The 6,842-nt window shown below is 55.2% G+C and carries 4 protein-coding genes and 1 pseudogene; 3 read left to right on the top strand and 2 right to left on the bottom strand.

Going from position 1 to position 6,842, the window contains the following annotated elements:
- Positions 1-3: 3 nt before the first annotated feature.
- From EXE51_RS16440 to EXE51_RS16450, 3 genes are all read left to right on the top strand, one after another.
- Positions 4-2,472, top strand: coding sequence for an RND family transporter (locus EXE51_RS16440; RefSeq protein WP_137693108.1), 2,469 nt, complete (start codon positions 4-6; stop codon positions 2,470-2,472).
- Between the two features lie 204 nt (positions 2,473-2,676).
- Entirely contained in the window at positions 2,677-3,024 is a 348-nt protein-coding gene (locus EXE51_RS16445; protein ID WP_137693109.1) for a DUF952 domain-containing protein, read from the top strand.
- Positions 3,025-3,288: 264 nt separating this feature from the next.
- A complete protein-coding gene (locus EXE51_RS16450; RefSeq protein WP_094553699.1) occupies positions 3,289-3,486 on the top strand; it encodes a hypothetical protein in 198 nt (65 codons plus the stop codon).
- Between the two features lie 193 nt (positions 3,487-3,679).
- Here the strand turns inward: EXE51_RS16450 and EXE51_RS16455 are convergent, their stop codons facing one another.
- Both EXE51_RS16455 and EXE51_RS18055 read right to left on the bottom strand, forming a co-directional pair.
- Positions 3,680-6,631 (bottom strand): PKD domain-containing protein, encoded by a 2,952-nt coding sequence (locus tag EXE51_RS16455; protein ID WP_137693110.1) that lies wholly within the window; start codon positions 6,629-6,631, stop codon positions 3,680-3,682.
- Between the two features lie 92 nt (positions 6,632-6,723).
- A pseudogene (locus EXE51_RS18055) lies at positions 6,724-6,842 on the bottom strand (IS6 family transposase); the annotation flags it as partial.

Here is a 6,842-nt window from a genome sequence, read left to right on the forward strand (position 1 = left end):
GCGATGCGACTTGGCGAGCAGATCGAGGCGGGAATACGACGCCTCAACGACGTCATCGTCGACCGCCCGCGTGCGGTCGTCGTCGCGTTCCTCCTGTTGACCGCCGTGTTCGCAGGGGGGATCGGGCTCGTCTCCACCGAGACCGAACCCACGGAAGGGTTTACCCAAGGGCTCGACGAACAGGAGGCGCTCGACGCAGTCAACGAGGAGTTCGAAGATCCGTTCGCGGCCGACGGCGAGTCAACCCAGCTCATCCACGTCAGCGGGAACGCCCTCTCGAAGGAAGCACTCGTCAGGAACCTCCGGGTACTGGAGCGCGTCGAGTCGCGAGAATCACTGCGGATGGAGGACGCGAACGGGCCGGCCACGATCATCGCGCAGGCGATCGATCCCTCGGCGACCACGGTGACCGAACAGCGGCGGGCACTAGAGGGCGCGACCGAGACGGAAGTGCGTCGAACCGTCCGTCAGCTCAACGCCGCGAACCCGGCGTTCTCGCGCAGCCTCGCGACCGATTTCAATCCGACGAGCGCCTCGGCGTCCGCCTCGATCACAGTCGTCTCGCACGATGTCCCGAGCGGGTTCGACGATCTCGCCGGTCTCCAGACGGAGGTCGCTTCGATCGCCGAAGACGAGCCGGCCGACATTCGGGCGTTCGGCACTGGGATCACGAATGCCGAGACCGGACAGGTGATCGGCGACTCGCTGACGATCGTGATGCCCGTCGTGGTGCTGTTGCTGTTGCTGTTCCTCATCGTCGCCTATCGCGACCCGATCGACCTCTCGCTCGGCCTGCTGTCGCTTCTGATGACGGTGCTGTGGACATTCGGGTTCCTCGGCTACTCGGGCATCCCGTTCAATCAGCAGATGATCGCCGTACCGGTGCTCCTGCTCGCGGTCGGGGTGGACTTCGGAATCCACATCATCAACCGCTACCGCGAGGAGACCGTCGAGGGGTTAGAGCCGATCGAGGCGATGCGAACTGCGAACAACCAACTGATGGTCGCGTTCGTCATCGTCACGGTGACAACCGTGTTCGGGTTCGGGGCGAACGTCATCTCCGATCTCACACCAATCCGAAACCTCGGGCTCGCGTCGGCGGTCGGCATCGTGTTCACCTTCCTGATATTCGGGCTGTTCCTCCCCGCGGCGAAATTGGAGGTCGATCGGCTGCGCGAGCGCTACGGAGTCCCCGAATTCAACTCGAAACCGATCTCCTCGGAGGACTCGACACTCGGACGCGTGCTCGCATTTCCCGCACGCGCCAGTCGGTACGCACCGATCGCGTTCGTCGTGGTGCTGCTCCTGACCGGCGGGGTCGCGGCTGCCTACGGGAGCGGCGTCGACACCTCCTTCGAACAAGAGGACTTCCTCCCGCCGGCCGAACAGCCGGAGTACGTCACGTCGCTGCCTGAGCCGTTCGCGCCCGGGACCTACACCGTCACGGAGACGATCAATCTGTTGGAGGACCGGTTCGCAACGAGCCAGGACCAGTCGGTGACGATATACGTAGAGGGGAACTTCGAGGCGGATCACGCCTTGGCGGCGCTCTCACAGCCGAACGAGGATCCGCCCGACGCGCTCGCGGTCGGTGACGGCGGGAGCGCTCGCCCGACGAGCGTCGCCACGGTGATCCAGTCGCACGCCGATCGGAACCCCGAGTTCGGCGAACTCGTGGCCCGGAACGACCGCGACGGCGACGGGGTTCCCGAGCAGAACCTCGACCGGATCTACGACGAACTGTTCGCGTCTCCGTCCGGTGACCGTGCCGAGCAGTACCTCACGCCGGATCGGCGGAACGCCAAGATCGAGTACGCGATCGACGCGGACGCGTCGCAGGCCGGGGCTGCCGCCGACGCCCGCACGTTCGCGGAGGACTTCCGGTACGAAGCGACCGCGACCGGACAGCTCGTCGTCTTCGACGCGATCACCGAGATCATCTTCGACTCTGCGATCCAGGGGATGATACTCGCTGTGGGACTGACGGCCGGATTCCTCGTCGTTGCCTACGCCGTGTTGGAAGGGAAGCCGTACCTGGGGATCGTGAACGTCTTTCCGATCCTCGTTGCGATCGCGTTCCTCATCGGGACCATGCGGTTGCTCGGTCTGTCCCTGAACGCGCTGACGGCAACTATCCTATCGATATCCATCGGGCTGGGGATCGCATACTCAGTTCACGCGACCCACCGGTTCATCGACGAGTACAACGACGGCCGGAACGCCTACGGCGCGATGCTCACGACACTGTCCGGGACCGGGGGCGCGCTCCTGGGAAGCATGCTCACGACATCACTCGGCACTGGAGCGCTCGCGCTCGCGATCACGCCCGTGCTTGGGGACTTCGGCCTCCTGATGGCGCTGAGCGTTCTGTACTCGTTCGTGTTCACCGTCGTTGCGTTGCCGCCGGCGGTGTTGCTGTGGGAGCGCTACCGCAGCACGCGGACGGGACGAACCGTGACGAGTTCGGCCTGAACGCTGAGACGGCGACCTCGGACGGTGTGCCCGTCGGGTCGCCGTTGTGACCGCTGATCGGTGGTGATCCGAGACAAGTCGGAGGCGCTGGACGAATCAATAGAATAGAGGACGCGAGTCTCGTAATAAGTTCCTCCCGGATTCGATCAGGCTGGGTCGCTCAGTACAGAAGAATTATTCATTGGGCATCTAACTGCTTAGGTAATGCCTCAGATTGTCCATGCCCTCTCCCAGTCTGACTGGCAGTCGTTCCAGAAACACGGAGAATATCGTCCGAGTTCGTTAGAGACCCAAGGGTTCGTTCACTGCTCGAAGCCGGGCCAGATAGTCGTCGTCGCAGACGCCAATCACTCTGACAGTGACGAGATGGTACTTCTATTGCTGGATGAATCTGGTCTGGACTCACCCGTTCGATACGAGACCAGCAGCGACGGGGCAAGTGTATTCCCCCACGTCTACGGACCACTGACGTTGGATGGAGTCATCGACTCCTTCCCATTCCCGCAGGATGAAACCGGCTATCGCCTCCCAGACGAACTGCTTCAATATTAACGTGTTCGACGCTGTCTATGTTCGGTTCGCAAGCGGATTCTACAGGTTGATTCAGGGTATCGACGGAGAAATAACATCGTTCAGGTGCTGACTACATCCTCTGTGTCTCGCAGCGCGGTCTTGCCAATTACGGGAGTTCGTCAAGTACCTGCTGAATAGAGGGCGCGTACTCACCGGTCCTCGACACCGGTCACCGAAGTTTGGTGATTGGCGAGCGGTTCTTACTACACAAGCGGTATGTGAGCGGAGACCCCTTGTGGGATTATGGGCGCTCTCGAACGAATTGCTGCCTCGGACCTGAAACTCAGGGTCGTCATCGGTGGGGCAGCAGTAACCTTTGCGACCATCTTCGCCGGACTCTCGTTCGGATTACAGTCGACAACAGGGCTGGCCCTCGGAGTCGTAGTCGGCATCATTGCTTCGTTTGCTGTAGGGTATCTCCTTCTCCAGTTGGTGGCGTGACTCCCGCCACCATCGGATACTCGCTTAACTGGAGACCAGTCAAAGAAGAGAATTCGGGCTGCTGAGTATACGCTCTATATGTAGCACGCTATTCTTGTCAGGTGAAGGGAGTCCCCCCGGCTCAGTGTCTAATTTAAACTGAAGGGGCTACTCGCCAGTTGGGCGAGAAGAACCTGCTTCTCGCCATATCGTATTAAGAAGACAATCTTCTAAGAGATACTGACACAATCAAAAGTACAAGAAAAGTCATCATAAATCCGAACCCCGGTAAGTCGCTTGCTGTCGAAGTTGACTCTACCGTAACCTCAATTGGACCAACAGAAGAAGTCCGTCGGTCGCTTGAGTTCTCGCCCCCGACATAGTAAACAGCGTCTCCCGAAATACTGTATTCCCCGGGGTCATTAGTTTGAATTCTAACCTGTATGTTAGTTTCTTCACCCGGTCCAACATTGACATACTCTGTACTACTTCTACTCGCTAGACTTGTCCCATCCACGCCTGAGATTGAAACCCCACTTCCAGGTAGATTCAAATTGAGTTTGACATCGATCTCCTGATCCGGCATTTTATTCGACACCGAGAATAGTACTAATATTTCATCACTAGGCTGAACTACGGATTGTTCGCTGGTAAGATCAAGTGCTACACTTTCTTGTACAGATACAACCCTCGAATACGTAGCAGTATCACCATACTCATCAGTTACTTTTAGAACAACTGGTTTTTTACCATTCTCTGTAAACTTATTCGTAACCTTTTGTCCTCTTGTGTCAAATTTCTCGTCATTTTTGAAATCCCACTCGTAGGATCTGATTTCATCTGTTGAATTGGCTACGAAAATGACGTCCTGTTCGCTCTGAGGAGTCACAGGTTGCCAAGTAAAGTTGGCTTTCGGCTTCACATCTCGAACTGTGACTTCTCTTTTAATCTCCGTTTTTAGACCATCAGATGTAACAACGGCTAGTGTTATCTCTTTGCTTCCGCCATCGGGGAAAGCATGTGTTATTTCTGAGCCGTTCTTGTCAGCGCTCCCATCACCGTCAAGATCCCACTCCCATGCTGTAATTGTGCTATCCGAGTTTGCGACAAATTGAACCGGTGTATCATCGGCCGGTTTTGTAGGTGACCAACTGATAGATACCTTTGGTGGTGTCTTTACCTCTATTTCCACGTTTGCCGTATCTGTATTTCCAGTTTCATCGGTTACAGTCACAGATCCAGTGTAGTGACCAGAGGTCGCGAATACCTTTGTTGCCGACTTCCCCCGCTCTGTCGTACCATCAGAGAACTTCCATTGATACGATTCAATCGAACCGTCGGGATCGAATGATGAACCAGCAGAGAATTCAATTTGATCCCCCGTAGCAACAGGTCCTTCTGGTAGAGAAACCCTCGCGGATGGTGACTCACTTACGCCTACTTCTTTCGTGATTGAATTCTGCTTTTCACCGTTGTCCGTAACTGTAAGCCGTACATTGTACGTCCCTTTCTCTGGGAAAGTGATTTCAGAGACTCTGCCTGTTGCTTCCCGGTCACCACTAACATACCACTCATAACTCACTACTTCGCCATCTGAGTCTGAGGAATTACTCCCGTCTAATCTCACCGACAGTCCTGCTCCGCTAGAAGTACTGTATGTGAAGTCAGCAGCGGGTGCGGGATTCTTAACGACGATAGATTTTGTAGTGGTTACAGTCTTGCCACCATTATCTGTAATCCGCAAACCGACCGTGTATGTACCATCTGTTTCGAATGTAACGCTTGAGGTTTGTCCGTCCGAGATATCGCTGTAGTCGCCATAATCCCCATCACCGTTCGAATCCCACTCGTATGAGACAATCTCCCCGTCGGGATCGCTTGACCCACTTGCATCGAGAGAAATAGAGTCATCTGGATTAGGGGTAGACGGCGAAAATGTGAATGAGGGTTTCGGTGACGGGTTCTCTACTGTGATTTGGGTTGTCGTTGTTCGACTCTTGCCGCCGTTGTCAGTGACTCTCAGACCAACGGTATAGGTCCCACCCGAGCCGAACGTGACGCTTGAGGTTTGTCCGTCGGAGATATCGCTGTAATCGCCATAGTCGCCATCACCGTTCGAATCCCACTCGTATGAGACAATCTCCCCGTCGGGATCGCTTGATCCGCTCGCATCAAGCGAGATAGAGTCATCTGGATTTGGTACCGATGGAGAAAAGCTAAATGACGCTTCCGGTGCCGGGTTCTCTACTGTAATTTGGGTAGTAGTTGTTCGACTCTTGCCGCCGTTGTCAGTGACTCTCAGACCAACAGTATAGGTCCCACCCGAGCCGAACGTGACACTTGAGGTTTGTCCGTCAGAGATATCGCTGTAATCGCCATAGTCGCCATCACCGTTCGAATCCCACTCGTATGAGACAATCTCCCCGTCGGAATCACTCGATCCACTCGCGTCGAGTGAAATAGTATCATCTGGATTTGGTACAGACGGAGAAAAAGTGAACGACGCTTCCGGTGATGGGTTCTCTACTGTAATTTGGGTTGTCGTTGTTCGACTCTTACCGCCGTTGTCGGTGACTCTTAGACCAACGGTATAGGTCCCACCCGAGCCGAACGTGACACTTGAGGCTTGTCCGTCAGAGATATCGCTGTAATCGCCATAGTCGCCATCACCGTTCGAATCCCACTCGTATGAGACAATCTCCCCGTCGGAATCACTCGATCCACTCGCGTCGAGTGAAATAGTGTCATCCGGGTTTGGTACAGACGGAGAAAAAGTGAACGACGCTTCCGGTGCTGGATTTTCTACTGTGATTTGTCTCCGAACTGTACTCACATTTCCTTGCGAATCTGTTACTCTTAAGCCAACGGTATAGGTCCCGCCCGAGCTGAACGTGACACTTGACGTTTGTCCGTCGGAGATATCGCTGTAGTCGCCATAATCTCCGTCGCCGTTCGAGTCCCACTCGTATGAATCAATATCTCCATCTGGATCGGTGGACTCGCTCGCATCAAGAGTAATACTATCGTCTGGATTAGGAGTTGACGGAGAGTAATCGAACGAGGCCGTCGGTGAACTTGCCGCAGACACTACCAGTGGTGCGGCAGAGAAAACGAGACCTACGCTTATAATCAAAGCAAGTAGGATAGCTTTGTTTGCGGAATTCATTCTAGCCGACTGACCCCATAGAACATCATCTACTTGCCATACTTTGTCGCGTGATAAGTACCTATCGTTGTTAGGACATATCGGGGGTCGCGTTAAGTTTGGCGTGAATTGTGGTAGACAGCAACGGCTTCGAGCCAATTTTGAGCTGTCTCGAGTGCGACATTGCTAAAACTATTCGCAAACGAGGATGTTCGTCGTTCTATTTCCCAAA

Origin of the sequence: Halorubrum sp. CGM5_25_10-8B (genome assembly GCF_005435095.1) — an archaeon.
In the GTDB taxonomy this organism is placed as follows: domain Archaea; phylum Halobacteriota; class Halobacteria; order Halobacteriales; family Haloferacaceae; genus Halorubrum; species Halorubrum ezzemoulense.